The sequence below is a fragment of the Caballeronia sp. LZ062 genome, from assembly GCF_031450785.1.
In the GTDB taxonomy this organism is placed as follows: Bacteria; Pseudomonadota; Gammaproteobacteria; order Burkholderiales; family Burkholderiaceae; genus Caballeronia.
The window spans coordinates 849,055-864,599 of record NZ_JARTWB010000002.1 but is presented as its reverse complement, the minus strand read 5'-3'; the positions used below and the strand labels follow the sequence as shown (position 1 = coordinate 864,599).

At 59.4% G+C, this 15,545-nt stretch carries 11 protein-coding genes, 2 tRNA genes and 3 rRNA genes; 8 read left to right on the top strand and 8 right to left on the bottom strand.

Features of this window, described 5'->3' with window-relative positions; translation table 11 throughout:
- Window positions 1-51: 51 nt before the first annotated feature.
- Window positions 52-438, bottom strand: a complete 387-nt coding sequence (gene cueR, locus P9239_RS10090) for a Cu(I)-responsive transcriptional regulator (RefSeq protein WP_309750305.1) — start codon at window positions 436-438, stop codon at window positions 52-54.
- A gap of 93 nt (window positions 439-531) precedes the next feature.
- Between cueR and P9239_RS10085 the strand changes: the two genes are divergently transcribed.
- Together P9239_RS10085 and P9239_RS10080 are read left to right on the top strand one after the other, a co-directional pair.
- Window positions 532-738: a heavy-metal-associated domain-containing protein gene (locus P9239_RS10085; protein ID WP_309750304.1), complete on the top strand. Its 207-nt coding sequence runs from the start codon at window positions 532-534 to the stop codon at window positions 736-738.
- Window positions 735-1,673 (top strand): SDR family oxidoreductase, encoded by a 939-nt coding sequence (locus P9239_RS10080; RefSeq protein WP_309750303.1) that lies wholly within the window; start codon window positions 735-737, stop codon window positions 1,671-1,673. Before P9239_RS10085 ends, P9239_RS10080 begins: the two co-directional genes overlap by 4 nt.
- A gap of 531 nt (window positions 1,674-2,204) precedes the next feature.
- Here the strand turns inward: P9239_RS10080 and rrf are convergent.
- The 5 genes from rrf to P9239_RS10055 form a co-directional block, all read right to left on the bottom strand.
- A 5S ribosomal RNA gene (gene rrf / locus P9239_RS10075) occupies window positions 2,205-2,318 on the bottom strand.
- Between the two features lie 142 nt (window positions 2,319-2,460).
- Window positions 2,461-5,342 (bottom strand): 23S ribosomal RNA (locus P9239_RS10070).
- A gap of 283 nt (window positions 5,343-5,625) precedes the next feature.
- Window positions 5,626-5,701 (bottom strand) — tRNA-Ala (locus P9239_RS10065).
- Window positions 5,702-5,744: 43 nt separating this feature from the next.
- Window positions 5,745-5,821: transfer RNA gene (locus P9239_RS10060), tRNA-Ile, on the bottom strand.
- Between the two features lie 63 nt (window positions 5,822-5,884).
- A 16S ribosomal RNA gene (locus P9239_RS10055) occupies window positions 5,885-7,416 on the bottom strand.
- Together the 16S, 23S and 5S rRNA genes with 2 tRNA genes alongside form the textbook arrangement of a ribosomal RNA operon.
- 609 nt (window positions 7,417-8,025) lie before the next feature.
- Between P9239_RS10055 and P9239_RS10050 the strand changes: the two genes are divergently transcribed.
- The 4 genes from P9239_RS10050 to P9239_RS10035 all read left to right on the top strand — a co-directional run bounded on the left by P9239_RS10050 (window position 8,026) and on the right by P9239_RS10035 (window position 11,717).
- Complete coding sequence (locus P9239_RS10050) at window positions 8,026-9,237, top strand: DUF2863 family protein (RefSeq protein WP_309750302.1); 1,212 nt, start codon at window positions 8,026-8,028, stop codon at window positions 9,235-9,237.
- Window positions 9,238-9,424: 187 nt separating this feature from the next.
- Entirely contained in the window at window positions 9,425-10,234 is an 810-nt protein-coding gene (locus tag P9239_RS10045; RefSeq protein ID WP_309750301.1) for a response regulator transcription factor, read from the top strand.
- Window positions 10,235-10,302: 68 nt separating this feature from the next.
- Window positions 10,303-10,977 carry a hypothetical protein gene (locus P9239_RS10040; RefSeq protein ID WP_309753973.1) on the top strand — a complete coding sequence of 225 codons (675 nt, stop codon included), beginning with the start codon at window positions 10,303-10,305 and terminating at the stop codon, window positions 10,975-10,977.
- A 149-nt stretch (window positions 10,978-11,126) separates the two neighbouring features.
- On the top strand, window positions 11,127-11,717 hold the full coding sequence (locus P9239_RS10035; RefSeq protein ID WP_309750300.1) for a BspC domain-containing protein: 591 nt from the start codon (window positions 11,127-11,129) through the stop codon (window positions 11,715-11,717).
- Window positions 11,718-11,804: 87 nt separating this feature from the next.
- On the opposite strand, the gene P9239_RS10030 is transcribed toward P9239_RS10035, so the two are convergent.
- Window positions 11,805-12,965 carry a M14-type cytosolic carboxypeptidase gene (locus tag P9239_RS10030; RefSeq protein ID WP_309750299.1) on the bottom strand — a complete coding sequence of 387 codons (1,161 nt, stop codon included), beginning with the start codon at window positions 12,963-12,965 and terminating at the stop codon, window positions 11,805-11,807.
- Between the two features lie 25 nt (window positions 12,966-12,990).
- On the bottom strand, window positions 12,991-13,770 hold the full coding sequence (gene yaaA / locus P9239_RS10025) for a peroxide stress protein YaaA (RefSeq protein ID WP_309750298.1): 780 nt from the start codon (window positions 13,768-13,770) through the stop codon (window positions 12,991-12,993).
- Between the two features lie 55 nt (window positions 13,771-13,825).
- On the opposite strand from yaaA, the gene P9239_RS10020 reads away from it, so the two are divergent.
- Window positions 13,826-14,311 carry a putative toxin-antitoxin system toxin component, PIN family gene (locus P9239_RS10020; RefSeq protein WP_309750297.1) on the top strand — a complete coding sequence of 162 codons (486 nt, stop codon included), beginning with the start codon at window positions 13,826-13,828 and terminating at the stop codon, window positions 14,309-14,311.
- Window positions 14,312-14,353: 42 nt separating this feature from the next.
- Window positions 14,354-15,535, top strand: coding sequence for a pyridoxal phosphate-dependent aminotransferase (locus tag P9239_RS10015; protein ID WP_309750296.1), 1,182 nt, complete (start codon window positions 14,354-14,356; stop codon window positions 15,533-15,535).
- Window positions 15,536-15,545: the final 10 nt, after the last annotated feature.

The following is a 15,545-nucleotide window of genomic DNA, read 5'->3' as shown; positions in this document are numbered from 1 at the left end:
TTTTGGAGAATAAAACGATTCGCCGTCTTGTTGAGCACCGTTCCGGTGCATTCACTGCGCCAGTTTGTCCAGTATCGGGCAATCCGGACGCTCGTCTCCATGGCAATGCTTTGCCAGGTGCGAAAGCGTGTCGCGCATGTCTGTCAGTTCGGCAATACGGCGGTCGAGTTCTGCGACGTGTTCCAGCGCAATCGCCTTCACCTCGGCGCTCGCCCGCGTCCGGTCATGCCACAGCGCCAGCAACTTGCGGATGTCTTCCACGAGAAATCCGAGGCGCCGCGCCTGCCGGACGAAACGCAGCGCGTGTACTTCTTGCTCCCCATAGACGCGATACCCAGACGACGTTCGTCCGACCGGACTCAGCAGCCCGACGCTCTCGTAGTAGCGGATCATTTTCGCCGTGACGCCCGACGCGCGCGCCGCTTCCCCAATGTTCATCGCGTTTTCTCCATTTTCGACCGACTCTACACCTTCCAATCGTGGCAAGGTATACGATGTAGATACTCGCATTCATTTCAAGAGGAAAACGACATGACGGAATTTGAAGTTGAGGGCATGAGCTGCCAGCATTGCGTCGCGGCCGTGACGCGCTCCATTCAGGAAATCGATCCGCAGGCGCAAGTTCGCGTCGATCTGGAGCACGGCCGGGTAACTGTGGAATCCGCGCAGACGGAGCAGGCGTTGAAAGACGCCATCGACGAAGCTGGCTATACCGTCGTGCGCACCGCTTCGGCATGACGGGCGCCAAACGCTTCACGGTCGCGCTGATTGGCGCGTCCGGTCTTGTGGGGCGCGCGGTCGCGGCCGAACTCGCCGGGGTCGCAGCGGCAGCGGACTGGCGCGTCGTGCGTACGGCGCATCGGCGTGGGGATGCGAACAGCGTGCCGCTCGATATCTGCGATCGCGATTCCGTGCGCGCGTTCCTGCGCCGCGAAGCGCCGGATGCAGTCGTCATCGCGGCAGCGGAGCGTCGGCCGGACGTCTGCGAAAACGACCCGTCGCTCGCGCGCGCACTGAATGTGGACGCCGTGCGCGTCATCGGCGAGCAAGCGCGCGCGCTCGGCGCGTGGGTGCTGTCGATTTCGACCGACTACGTTTTCGACGGCACGTCCGCGCCCTACTTTCCCGACGACACGCCCGCGCCGCTGAACGCCTACGGCCGGAGCAAGCTGGACGGCGAGCGGGCACTGCTCGAATCCGACCCGCGCTCGTGCGTGCTGCGTCTGCCGCTGCTTTACGGACCGGTCGTCGACTGGAACGAATCGGCAGTGACGAGTTTGACGCCCGCGATCGTCGCATCCGCCGATACAGCAAGCCCGCCAGCATCGATGGATGCCTGGGCGACACGCTATCCGACTTACACACCGGACGTCGCGGTGGTGATTCGCGGCATGCTCGAACACCACGCGCGCGGCGCGACGATTTCCGGCATCACGCAGTGGTCCGGCGACGAGCCGATGACCAAGTTCGATATCGCTGAACGCATCGCGCGCGTGCTGAAGATGGACGCGAAGCTCGTCGCGCAGCGCGAACCGACCGACGCGACGCCGCGCCCGCGCGATTGCCATCTCGACTCGGGCCGCCTGGAGGCGCTCGGCATCGGGCAGCGCACGCCATTCGATATGGCAATCGCACGGTTGCTCGCCCATTATCCGGCGCTGCCGTTGCTGTGATGCTCAGTGAAAGTCGCTGCTCGACGCGGCAAGCCGCCCGAGCAGCGACGCGCCGAGCAGCACCTTGCGCTGCTTCACGACGAGCCCCGGTTAGACGATCACGTGGATCGCGCCGGCTTCGTCCTCGATCGAGACGAAGATTGTGCGGTTCGCCGTGCCCGGACGCTGGCGCACCGTGACGGCAACGGCAGATCCAGCATTCGATAGCCGCTCGCAACGACGCCTGAATGCGAAGGGGTGAACTGTTCGCCTTGCCACGACTGCTGCGGCAGGCGCGATGTCAGTTCCAAAGTCGGATAGTGAAAGTACGGCACCCATGAATTCCCGTCTGTCGGATGCAGAATCCGCTCACGCCATCGCGAAACAGCTGCTGATGCCTGCTGTGCGTTTATAGAGAATTTCGGGGTGCGTCGTGAATGGAGGCGGGACGGTCCGCAGGACCTTGAGAGGGAGGTGGAGAAGTGTTTCTCTCGAGAACCCAACGCAAAAACCCCACCTTTTTGGGGTGGGGTTTTTGTTTTGGCATGAGGAGCCTGACGATTACCTACTTTCACACGGGCAATCCGCACTATCATCGGCGTGGAGTCGTTTCACGGTCCTGTTCGGGATGGGAAGGGGTGGGACCGACTCGCTATGGTCATCAGGCATGAGGGGATGTCGTCTCGCGTTTGGGGCGCGACGACCAATCGGGGAAGAAGTAGTAGTGAATTCGGGTGGCGATTGTCGCACACGCTGTTACTCGACCAGTGGCACCTGCTAATGGGGTGATGTAAAACACACTGGTTATAGGATCAAGCCTTACGGGCAATTAGTATCAGTTAGCTCAATGCATTACTGCACTTACACACCTGACCTATCAACGTCCTGGTCTGGAACGACCCTTCAAGGGGCTCGAAGCCCCGGGGATATCTCATCTTAAGGCGAGTTTCCCGCTTAGATGCTTTCAGCGGTTATCTCTTCCGAACATAGCTACCCGGCGATGCCACTGGCGTGACAACCGGTACACCAGAGGTTCGTCCACTCCGGTCCTCTCGTACTAGGAGCAGCCCCCTTCAAATATCCAACGCCCACGGCAGATAGGGACCAAACTGTCTCACGACGTTTTAAACCCAGCTCACGTACCTCTTTAAATGGCGAACAGCCATACCCTTGGGACCGGCTACAGCCCCAGGATGAGATGAGCCGACATCGAGGTGCCAAACACCGCCGTCGATATGAACTCTTGGGCGGTATCAGCCTGTTATCCCCAGAGTACCTTTTATCCGTTGAGCGATGGCCCTTCCATACAGAACCACCGGATCACTATGACCTGCTTTCGCACCTGCTCGACTTGTCGGTCTCGCAGTTAAGCACGCTTATGCCATTGCACTATCAGCACGATTTCCGACCGTACCTAGCGTACCTTCGTACTCCTCCGTTACGCTTTGGGAGGAGACCGCCCCAGTCAAACTGCCTACCATGCACTGTCCCCGATCCGGATCACGGACCAAGGTTAGAACCTCAAACAAACCAGGGTGGTATTTCAAGGACGGCTCCACCGAAACTGGCGTTCCGGTTTCATAGCCTCCCACCTATCCTACACAGATCGGTTCAAAGTCCAATGCAAAGCTACAGTAAAGGTTCATGGGGTCTTTCCGTCTAGCCGCGGGGAGATTGCATCATCACAAACACTTCAACTTCGCTGAGTCTCGGGAGGAGACAGTGTGGCCATCGTTACGCCATTCGTGCAGGTCGGAACTTACCCGACAAGGAATTTCGCTACCTTAGGACCGTTATAGTTACGGCCGCCGTTTACCGGGACTTCAATCAAGAGCTTGCACCCCATCATTTAATCTTCCGGCACCGGGCAGGCGTCACACCCTATACGTCCACTTTCGTGTTTGCAGAGTGCTGTGTTTTTATTAAACAGTCGCAGCCACCAGTTTATTGCAACCTCGTCACCCTTCTGGCGCAGGCCAGTCAAGCTACAGAGGCGTACCTTATCCCGAAGTTACGGTACCAATTTGCCGAGTTCCTTCTCCCGAGTTCTCTCAAGCGCCTTAGAATACTCATCTCGCCCACCTGTGTCGGTTTGCGGTACGGTCATCGTTAGACTGAAGCTTAGAGGCTTTTCTTGGAACCACTTCCAATTGCTTCGTGACCGAAGTCACTCGCGCCACACCCTTGAATTGCGTGCCCGGATTTGCCTAAGCACCTTCTCCAATGCAGCGACCGGGACGTCCAACACCCGGACAACCTTCCGCGATCCGTCCCCCCATCGCATCTAACAATGGTGCAGGAATATTGACCTGCTTCCCATCAGCTACGCATTTCTGCCTCGCCTTAGGGGCCGACTCACCCTACGCCGATGAACGTTGCGTAGGAAACCTTGGGCTTACGGCGAGGGGGCTTTTCACCCCCTTTATCGCTACTCATGTCAGCATTCGCACTTCCGATACCTCCAGCACGCTTTTCAACGCACCTTCGCAGGCTTACGGAACGCTCTCCTACCATGCGTGTAAAACACGCATCCGCAGCTTCGGTGACTGGCTTGAGCCCCGTTACATCTTCCGCGCAGGACGACTCGATCAGTGAGCTATTACGCTTTCTTTAAAGGGTGGCTGCTTCTAAGCCAACCTCCTGACTGTTTTAGCCTTCCCACTTCGTTTCCCACTTAGCCAATCTTTGGGACCTTAGCTGGCGGTCTGGGTTGTTTCCCTCTTGACACCGGACGTTAGCACCCGATGTCTGTCTCCCGTGATTGCACTCTTCGGTATTCGGAGTTTGCTATGGCGTAGTAATCCGCAATGGACCCCACAACCATGACAGTGCTCTACCCCCGAAGGTGATACACGAGGCACTACCTAAATAGTTTTCGGAGAGAACCAGCTATTTCCAAGTTTGTTTAGCCTTTCACCCCTATCCACAGCTCATCCCCTAACTTTTCAACGTTAGTGGGTTCGGTCCTCCAGTACGTGTTACCGCACCTTCAACCTGGCCATGGATAGATCACTTGGTTTCGGGTCTACGCCCAGCAACTGATCGCCCTATTCGGACTCGCTTTCGCTACGCCTGCCTTAATCAGTTAAGCTCGCTACTGAACGTAAGTCGCTGACCCATTATACAAAAGGTACGCCGTCACCCCTTGCGAGGCTCCGACTGTTTGTATGCATGCGGTTTCAGGATCTATTTCACTCCCCTCCCGGGGTTCTTTTCGCCTTTCCCTCACGGTACTGGTTCACTATCGGTCGATCACGAGTATTTAGCCTTGGAGGATGGTCCCCCCATCTTCAGACAGGATTTCACGTGTCCCGCCCTACTTGTCGTACCCCTAGTTCTTTCATACTGTTTTCGCTTACAGGGCTATCACCTGCTATGGCCGCACTTTCCAGAGCGTTCAGCTAACAATACAAATAAAGAGTACAGGCTCTTCCCATTTCGCTCGCCACTACTTTGGGAATCTCGGTTGATTTCTTTTCCTGCGGTTACTTAGATGTTTCAGTTCACCGCGTTCGCTTCGCTAGACCTATGTATTCAGTCTAGGATGACCCATACGGGCCGGGTTTCCCCATTCGGACATCTTCGGATCAATGCTCGTTTGCCAGCTCCCCGAAGCTTTTCGCAGGCTACCGCGTCCTTCATCGCCTGTGATCGCCAAGGCATCCACCACATGCACTTGTTCGCTTGACCCTATAACGAGTGTGTCTCGCGACACCTCTGTCATAGGCTGAGTATTCGCGTTGTGCCGTATTCCAAGTCATCATTAAGATCACTTTTCATACTTGATACAATCACTACCCTGACTACCCTACTCGCACCCATCTCTAAGTGCTTTCAGATAATCTCTTTACTACTTCTTCCTGATTGTTAAAGAACGTTTAGCCGATAAGCGTACTTCGTTGCCTTCGACATCAACTGGCTACAATCGCCAATGCTTAACATTCACTGCTCGTGAACGCTAGGCATTGAAGATTGGTGGAGGATGACGGGATCGAACCGACGACCCCCTGCTTGCAAAGCAGGTGCTCTCCCAGCTGAGCTAATCCCCCGTATGCCTGACTTGAGTATGAGCTCGGTCAGCACTTGTTAGGGTGGTGGGTCTGGTTGGATTCGAACCAACGACCCCCGCCTTATCAAGACGGTGCTCTAACCGACTGAGCTACAGACCCTTAGCCTGTTTCTAAACCACAGCCGATAAGCGTGAGCGCTTAACTTGGTGTGCGAAGCTCGAGAAAGGAGGTGATCCAGCCGCACCTTCCGATACGGCTACCTTGTTACGACTTCACCCCAGTCATGAATCCCACCGTGGTAAGCGCCCTCCTTGCGGTTAGGCTACCTACTTCTGGTGAAACCCACTCCCATGGTGTGACGGGCGGTGTGTACAAGACCCGGGAACGTATTCACCGCGGCATGCTGATCCGCGATTACTAGCGATTCCAGCTTCACGCAGTCGAGTTGCAGACTGCGATCCGGACTACGATCGGTTTTCTGGGATTGGCTCCACCTCGCGGCTTGGCAACCCTCTGTTCCGACCATTGTATGACGTGTGAAGCCCTACCCATAAGGGCCATGAGGACTTGACGTCATCCCCACCTTCCTCCGGTTTGTCACCGGCAGTCTCCTTAGAGTGCTCTTGCGTAGCAACTAAGGACAAGGGTTGCGCTCGTTGCGGGACTTAACCCAACATCTCACGACACGAGCTGACGACAGCCATGCAGCACCTGTGCGCCGGTTCTCTTTCGAGCACGTCCACCTCTCAGCAGACTTCCGACCATGTCAAGGGTAGGTAAGGTTTTTCGCGTTGCATCGAATTAATCCACATCATCCACCGCTTGTGCGGGTCCCCGTCAATTCCTTTGAGTTTTAATCTTGCGACCGTACTCCCCAGGCGGTCAACTTCACGCGTTAGCTACGTTACTAAGGAAATGAATCCCCAACAACTAGTTGACATCGTTTAGGGCGTGGACTACCAGGGTATCTAATCCTGTTTGCTCCCCACGCTTTCGTGCATGAGCGTCAGTGTTGGCCCAGGAGGCTGCCTTCGCCATCGGTATTCCTCCACATCTCTACGCATTTCACTGCTACACGTGGAATTCTACCTCCCTCTGCCACACTCAAAGCCTGCCAGTCACCAATGCAGTTCCCAGGTTAAGCCCGGGGATTTCACATCGGTCTTAACAGACCGCCTGCGCACGCTTTACGCCCAGTAATTCCGATTAACGCTCGCACCCTACGTATTACCGCGGCTGCTGGCACGTAGTTAGCCGGTGCTTATTGTTCCGGTACCGTCATCCTCCATCCATATTAGGGACGAAGTTTTCTTTCCGGACAAAAGTGCTTTACAACCCGAAGGCCTTCTTCACACACGCGGCATTGCTGGATCAGGGTTGCCCCCATTGTCCAAAATTCCCCACTGCTGCCTCCCGTAGGAGTCTGGGCCGTGTCTCAGTCCCAGTGTGGCTGGTCGTCCTCTCAGACCAGCTACAGATCGTCGCCTTGGTAGGCCTTTACCCCACCAACTAGCTAATCTGCCATCGGCCGCCCCTACAGCGCGAGGTCCGAAGATCCCCCGCTTTCCTCCGTAGATCGTATGCGGTATTAATCCGGCTTTCGCCGGGCTATCCCCCACTACAGGACACGTTCCGATGTATTACTCACCCGTTCGCCACTCGCCGCCAGGCCGAAGCCCGCGCTGCCGTCCGACTTGCATGTGTAAGGCATGCCGCCAGCGTTCAATCTGAGCCAGGATCAAACTCTTCAGTTCAATACCTGTTACTGTTTTCGGTTCCGTTAGAAACCGGTCGCTCACTCAACGTACTGACGATGATTAATCCGTCTTTCGACAGATAAACCTTCCTCTGATACTTCGTGTGAGACTCTTGATACTTTTGCTTATGCCGCGATTCCGAAGAACCACAACCGCACTCGCCATCAAGCGCCCACACTTATCGGCTGTTAGTTTTTAAAGAGCAATCCGCCAAGACTTCCTGCTTCGCCGCACCAAGAACTTCTCTCAGCACCGCTTCGTCTTGCGTCGCTGCATCAGCAGCAGAGAAACGAGATTATGTACGTCGTTTCGGTCAGTGTCAACAAGTTTTTGAAGCATTTCACTCGTCAACCGCGCCTGGGATACTTTCCAAGCTCACCGCCAGACCGCCACTCCCGCTTCCTTCGCGTTCAATGAATCGCGAAGGAACGGGATTCTAGTGAATGCCGGCGCCAACCGCAAGGGGCCACGGAACATTTATCGCTTTCGGTACGCGGCGGAGCACGCGGCGGCCCGTCCGTCAGAGCAGACGACGCGGGCATCGAGAAAAACAGCCTGCCGAGCGACTACAATAAAAGGTTCTCTGCCCCATAAACCTGTATTGATATGCGCACGCGAACCGCTAAACGTATTCCTCCAGACGCGGACAAGCTCGTCGGTCTCTCTCTCGCGCTTTTCGCCTCGGGCAGCCGCGTCGAGGACCGCTTCTGGGAAGCCCGCCTCGACACACTCATCGCTAAACTAGTGCGCAACGGCAATCAAACCACGCTCGACGCTGCGCTGGATCACCTTCAGCAGAATCACCCCGACGCTTATGGCGCGTTGGCCGACATGGCGGAGACGCACAGCGAGTCGTTCAGAATCGACATAGACGGCGTGCCGCACGAGTCGCTCCTGATCGCGGCGCCGGTGCTCGCATGGACGCGCTACGCGATCCCGTCCGGGACACTCAAGAGCGACACTGTCGACGCCCTCCGCACACAGTTGCAGGCGCACGTGCTGGCCGCCGGCGCGCGCATCGCGGTGGCGCCCTATCTGTACAGCATCGACCAGTTGCCGCGCCATCACGTGGACACCGCGCGTCTTGCGCAACAATTGACGCAGACGGCTCTGGGCGGCGCCGCCGCGCGCATGAACCTGGCCGACTTGCCGGAAACGTCGCCCATCCTTGCCGACCCGCGCTTCTTGCTCGCGGTCGCCATTGTCCCGGCAGGCGCGGCATTCTTTCGCTGGCAGGAGGACGAAAACGGCACACGCATAGAGCGCGCTCAATGCCTGGAACAGTGGGCGAGCCAGGGTGGGGCGAGCTTCGCAACAATTCTCCCCGGCTGCGAATTCGAGTGCTTGTTGCCGGACGCCTACTATTCGGCATGTCGAGATGCCGACGAGCAGGTACGTCCACACACCGTGCGCACCGCAGTTCGCTATCTCTCCGACACGCTCGGCACCGGGCCGCAGGAATTGCGCGCAGTGATCGCGGGCTTCGGCGAGCGCCGTATCGATGAATATCGCATTGGATTCACCCGTCGCGGCAGCAACGACGTCATCTACGGCGTCGTTTGGCCCCTATACGGGCGCGAGAACGGTGAGGCCGGCCTAAACGACGAAGCCGAACTCGAAGGGGCCGAAGGTCCGATCGAAGAGATCGTGGAGTTGCTGAGAAAGTCTGGCGTCACCGACGTCCGCCGCCATGCGGGACGCTTCGAGCCAGAATTTTGCGATGACTGCGGCGTTCCGCTCTACGCCGATCCATTGGGCGAAATCGTTCACGCCGAGATGCCCGAGGACGCGGAACCCGCGCAACCCCACTTCCATTGACGCGCGCAAATGCGCGCCAGCAGCCGACAAGGCCCCGCCCTCGCGCGGGGCTTTGTGCTTTTCGCCTATGCCATTCGGATAGGGGGCGCAATCGCGAGAAGTTTGTCAATATCACGCCGACGCCGACATTCGCTGGCGTTCAGTTCCGTCGCGAGTTGGCGTCGGATGTATTGAAACGAGGGTAAGCATGAAAATAATCATCATGGGTTCGGACGCGGAGCGCCGTGCGGGCCTCAAAACACTGCTGCGCCGGGTTGCACGTCAAGCGCAGTTCACCGAAGCGAAAGACTGGCGGCAAGCCGCGTCTGCACTCAGGCGTATCGAGGCTCGCATGATCGTGATCGACTGGGCAGACACCATGCGCATGAGCGAGCTCGAGGCGCTGCTCGCCAACGCGCCCGCCGTTCCCGCCGCCGTCATGGTGGACCGCTCCGGAGCCGCACAGGTTTATATGCTCATGAGCGCAGGGGCGATGGGCGTCATCCCTCGCACCCTCGATCCCATTCTGATTCTTCGCGCGCTCGAGATGGTTCTCATCGGCGGTCAGTATGTTCCGCCGGACGTCATTGACCTCGCGCCCATCCGCAGCTTGCCGATTCGCCGACAGCAAACCATGGCCGCGCAGCCGAGCAGCGCGCCTGTGCATCCGACGTTGTCGCCGCGCCAGCAGCAGATCATGCGGTGCGTGCACATGGGAAGCACGAACAAGATGATAGCCAAGACGCTCGGCATCAGCGAAGGCACCGTCAAGATTCATCTCGCCAGTATCTTCCAGCAACTCGGCGCAACGAATCGCGCGGCGGCGGTCGCTATTTACAACGGCGTACAGAATTCGTATCTGGAGATTCTGCGCAGCGATGCCCAGCAATCCGTACGCGCGACACCGGGCGAGTCCAACGTCGTTCCACTGCGCAAGCGGCGCGTGAAGTATCCGTCGCTCAAGGATCAGGAAGGCGCTTCGCTACCGATGGCCGCGGAGCCCGAGGCGTCGTTCTAGCAACAATCGCGGAAACCGGGTTCGTTGATTGCGCACACGTTTCACACGCAACGAGTAATATGCAAGGCATGGGGTTCTTCTATACACCGCTACCGCTTTGGCTGACCGTCGGCAGTTGGATTGTCGCCGCGGGGCTGCTCGCACTCGTCTTCGTGCAGCGGCCGTTCAATCGCCTGCAGGACGCCACGCTGCAGCACGTGTGGCTCGGCGTGATCGTTTCGGTAACGGTGCTATGGGCATGCAACGCATGGTTCGATGACGGACCCGTCATCCACCTGCTTGGCGCCACGCTGATGGTCACGCTGTTCGACTGGCGGCTCGCGCTCATCGGCACCGCCGCGAGCACGGGGCTGGCCGCCGTGGTGCTCGATGCCTCGTGGCTATCGGTCGCGATCACCTATCTGCTCTTCGGAGCCGTACCCGTCGCGGTCTCGACGCTTCTGCAGCGCCTATCCAACGCCTGGCTACCGCGCAATCTGTTTACCTTCATCGCGGGCCACGGGTTCGTTGTATCGGCCGCAGCGGTCGCGGCTGCTTGCGGCGCGACCGTGCTGCTCGAGGCAGCGCTTGTCGGTGGTGCCGTCAACGTGCCGGCCGCGTTCACACGCGGTTCGCTGTTGCTGGGTGCCGGTGAGGCCTTGTTCACCGGGCTGCTCACCATTCTCATCACGGTGTACAAGCCTGCCTGGATCACGACCTACGATGTGCGCCGTTATCGCCTCGACCGCGGCCCTCGGGTCTAAGCGAGCGTCGATTCACGCAACGTACGCGCACCGCAACTCGCGCCTTCTCGGATTCCAACCGGTCCGTCACGCGTACAAAGTGCGATAAGATTGAACTCCTTCCCTACACGAGGCATCTTACTTGCCCGTGTCTTCTCAGCGCCAAATTGATGGAAAGTAACTACGCACCGCGCCGGCTCATGCGGCTCGTCGGCCGGTTCGCGGTATGCGCAGCGCTTATATGCGCGGTGTCCGCCTTTGCCGATACGCTCGACGAGCGCAATGAACTGGTTCATCACTTCGTGACCGATTTCAACGCCAATCCGCTCGTCGCGGATTGTGCCGCGCATGGCAACTTCATCGCCAGCACGTCCGCGGCGTTCGATCACGTGGAGTTTCCGCCCGCTTCTTTCGATTCATCGCATTCCGCCATCGAACCGTGGAACGACTCGTTCGATGAAAAGAAACAGCGCATCAAGGTCGACAATGTCGTGACCGTGGAAGGGCAAGGCGTCCCGAAAAACGGCGACAAAGATCCCACTCCGCTCAAGTTCCGGTGCGGCTATGTGGGCAGTCAGATGCTCGCCTTCGGATGGAACGACCCCGTTCCGCCGCTGCGTCCGCACGCCGAGCCGGGCAGCTCGTCCGGCAAGAAGGGCAAGCACGGCGCGAAGACCAAGTCGTCGTCGAAGAAAGCGGCGGCGGGAACGAAGACCAAGAGCGGCGGGAAAAGCACGAAGAAGGCGTCGAACAAGCACTAGCCTGCTCGAGCGGCGCGGCATGGACAAAGGGCGTGGCCATCGAAAGACGGCCACGCCCTTTTCGCTTTCAGCGCATCGTGATCGCACTCACGCCGCGAAAGTCTGCAAGTGCCAGAGAATCGCCTGCAGCATGGAAGCGCCGAGTGCGCAACTGCGTTCGCCGTTCCAGCCGACGCGCTCGTCGGGCAAATCGGCGTTGTCCTTAAACGGCATCTCGAGCGTAAGCGACAGGCACTTGTACTCGTTGCCGATGTACTTCGACGCCAGCTTCAACGCATCTGCGCGATATTTGCCGCTCTCATAGCCGTGCACGTCCTGAAAGTCTGGACTCGCCTGCTTGAAGAACTCCACGAAAGCCTTCTGCTCCTTCGCCTGTTGATCCGTGAAGCCCGGCAGCATCTCCGAGCCCGCGACGAACACGTGCGGAATGGCCTCGTCGCCGTGGATGTCGAAGAACATGTCGCAACCGGTTGCCCGAATCGCGTCGCGCACGACCAGCACTTCCGGGCTGCGCTCGGCGCTCGGCTCCATCCATTCGCGATTCAGGTTCGCGCCCGCCGCGTTCGTGCGCAGATTGCCGAGCACGCTGCCGTCCGGGTTCATGTTCGGCACGATATGAAACACCGCGCGGTCGAAGAGCGCCCGCGCGACCGGGTCGCCCGACCAGTCGCCCCAGCCGGCCAGACGCTTCACGAGTCCTTCCACGAACCATTCCGCCATCGTCTCGCCGGGATGCTGGCGCGCGATGATCCACACGTTCTTCTTCGGCCGCGCGGCGGCGTCGTCATTCAGGCCCAACGTGAGCAGCGACATCGGCCGGTTCTCGACGGTGCGGCCGAGTTCGGTCAGCGTCGCATGCGGCATCTGCTGGACCGCGCCGAGAAACTCCGAATGGCGCTCCTCGCTATACGGCTCGAAGTACGCGTAATACACGCGATCGAAATCCGGCGTGTGATCGATCGTGAGCACGCGGCCGTCGTACTGCGTCGGCACGCGAAACCAGTTCACGCGATCGTAGCTCGCGACTGCGCGATAGTCGCGCCAGCCATCGGCGAACGCGCATTGCGCCGCGTTCTCGAACGTCATCACGAGGCGCTCGCCGCGCGCGCCCGAGACGCGAAAGTAGAACCACTGCGCGAAGTCGGCCTTCGTGTCGGGCCGCACGCGCAGGCGAACGTTCGCGGGATTGCTCGCGTCGATGACGTCGATCGCGCCTGCGTCGAAATTGCTGGTAATCGAAATGCTCATGATGATTGTCCTTGATGCACGTGTCTCAGTCCGCGACGCGGCGGCGAAACACATACGTCGTATCGTTTGATGCCTTCGCGTCGAACGCGTAGCCCTCGCTGTCGAAGCCCTTCAGCGCCTCGGGTTCGTCGATTCGGTTTTGCACCGCGTAGCGCGCCATCAAACCGCGCGCGCGCTTCGCATGAAAGCTGATGATCTTGTAGCGGCCGCCCTTCCAGTCCTCGAAAACTGGCGATACGACCGGCACGTCGAGTTGCTTCGGCTTCACCGACTTGAAATACTCTTCCGACGCGCAATTCACCAGCACCCGCGCGCCACGTTGCCGCTTGAATTGCTCATTGAGCGCCGCCGTAATGCGCTCGCCCCAGAACGCGTAGAGATCTTTGCCGCGCGCGTTCGGAAACTTGGTGCCCATCTCTAGCCGATACGGCTGCAGCAGGTCGAGCGGCCGCAGCAGCCCATAGAGCCCCGACAGCACGCGCACATGATTCTGCGCGAAGTCGAGATCGGCGGAAGTCAGCGTCTTTGCCGCGAAGCCTTCGTACACGTCGCCGTTGAACGCAAGCACCGCCTGCTTGGAATTGTGCGCGTCGAACGTCTTCGACCACTCCGCATACCGCTGAAAGTTCAGCGCCGCGAGCTGATCCGAGATGCCCATCATGCCGCCGATCTGTTGCGGCGAGAGCTGTTGCAAGCCTGCGATCAACTCCGCGGCGTCATCGACGAATTCGGGCAGCGTGTGCTTCTTGATGTGAGCGGGCGTCTCGTAGTCGAGCGATTTGGCAGGCGAGAGAACGATTATCATGGAGGCTCGCCGGCACCCCGCCGACGACATAGGCATAAACCCCCGATTGTATCGAATGGATAATTCCGCCGCGCTGCCTCACAACCTGCGGGTCGTGCTCGATTCGAACGTGTGGATCGACATTCTCGTGTTCGACGATCCGGCCACGCGGCCCATCCGCGCGGCGCTCGAAGCCCGCGCGCTCGATGCGCTGATCGACGCCCGGTGCCTTGCCGAACTCACGCACGTGCTCGACTATCCGCAGTTCGTGCGCATGGGCATCGACAAAGCGGCGGCGCTCGCCACACTTGCGGGTCTGTCACGGCTGGTCGCGCCTGAAGCGTCGCCGGATGTGCGTCCGTTGCCGAAGTGCCGCGACCGCGACGACCAGAAGTTTCTCGAACTCGCGCACGCATCGCAGGCGGACTGGCTAATCTCGAAAGATCGCGCGGTGCTGAAACTAGCGCGCCGCGTCGCGCGCGACTTCGCGTTTCGCATTGCCGAGCCGAAGCCCTTTGTCGCCGCACTGGAAGCGCACGCCGGCCTCGCCGCCCTCGCCTGACAACTGCATCTGAACACCGCTCAGTCCACGCTCAACTACGCCATGAACGCCACGCACGAACTGAATCCGGCTGCACCCGATCTGTCCTTTCCGTCGCGTCTGCCGAACGTCGGCACGACCATTTTCACCGTGATGAGCGCGCTCGCCACGCAAAAAGGCGCGGTGAATCTGGGTCAAGGCTTCCCCGACTTCGACTGCGACCCGCGCGTTGTCGATGCGGTCGCCTCCGCGATGCGCGACGGTCACAATCAGTATCCGCCGATGTCGGGCGCCGCGCCGTTGCGCCAGGCGATCGCCCGTAAGATCGAGGCGCTCTACGGCCGAGCCTACGATGCCGATCGCGAGATCACCGTCACTGCCGGCGCGACGCAGGCGCTGCTCACGGCGGTGCTGTGCTGCGTGCATCCGGGCGACGAAGTCGTCGTGATCGAGCCGATGTACGACAGCTACGTGCCGGCCATCGAACTGGCGGGCGGCAAGCCGGTGTTCGTGTCGCTCGAAGCGCCCGACTACGCGCTGCCCTTCGACAAGATCGCCGCGGCCATCACGCCGAAGACGCGCCTTCTGATGATCAACACGCCGCACAATCCGACGGGCCGCGTGTGGCGCGATACGGATATGAAGAAACTCGAAGACATCGTGCGCGGGACGAATCTGCTGATCGTGTCCGACGAAGTCTACGAACACATGGTCTACGACGGCGCGCCGCACGAAAGCGTCTCGCGCTATCCGGAACTCGCGCAGCGCAGTTTCGTCGTGTCCAGTTTCGGCAAGACGTTTCACGTGACCGGCTGGAAGATCGGCTATGTGGCCGCGCCCGCCGCGCTGACCGCCGAGTTCCGCAAGGTTCATCAGTTCAATGTGTTCACCGTGAACACGCCGATGCAGGTCGGGCTCGCGCATTATCTCGAAGACCCGAAGCCGTATCTGGAACTGCCCGCGTTCTATCAGAAGAAGCGGGACTTTTTCCGCGCCGGGCTCGCCGATACGCGCTTCTCGCTCCTGCCCTGTGACGGCACCTACTTCCAGTGCGTCGACTACTCGGCGATCAGCGACATGCCCGAAGCCGAGTTCTCGCAATGGCTGACGAGCGAGGTCGGCGTCGCGGCCATTCCGGTGTCGGCGTTCTATCACGAGAGTCACGAATCCGGCGTCGTGCGCTTCTGCTTCGCGAAGAAGGAAGAGACGCTCGCGCTCGCGCTCGACCGATTGCGCAAGCTCTGAGCGCGGTTCC